Consider the following 469-nt stretch of genomic DNA (forward strand, 5'->3'; position numbering starts at 1 on the left):
TGGTTTTGGTACCGCAGGACAACCCGCTGAACTCATTGACGGTCTGATTGAACTTGGCGTTAAGGACCTGACCATTGTGAGCAACAATGCCGGTAATGGGGATTATGGTCTCGCTAAGCTGCTCAAAGCCGGTTCAATTAAAAAGGTGATTTGCTCTTTCCCACGTCAGTCTGACTCTTATGTGTTTGATGAACTTTATCGTGCCGGAAAGATCGAGCTTGAAGTCGTACCGCAAGGTAATCTGGCGTGTCGTATTCAGGCAGCTGGTATGGGACTTGGGGCTGTGTTTACCCCAACTGGCTTTGGCACACTTTTAGCTGAAGGCAAAGAAACCCGTCATATTGATGGTAAAGATTACGTGCTTGAGTATCCGATCAAGGCTGACTTTGCCCTGATTAAAGCCTATAAGGGCGATCGCTGGGGCAATCTGGTTTACCGTAAATCTGCACGTAACTTTGGCCCGATCATG

At 48.0% G+C, this 469-nt stretch carries 1 protein-coding gene; it reads left to right on the forward strand.

Annotated features, from left to right (window positions below):
• Positions 1-469: 3-oxoacid CoA-transferase subunit A (locus KNQ97_RS19280; RefSeq protein ID WP_253612638.1), on the forward strand; the 469-nt coding region annotated here is incomplete at both ends.

Source organism: Acinetobacter sp. UC24323 (assembly GCF_024151445.1).
Classification (GTDB): Bacteria; Pseudomonadota; Gammaproteobacteria; order Pseudomonadales; family Moraxellaceae; genus Acinetobacter; species Acinetobacter baumannii.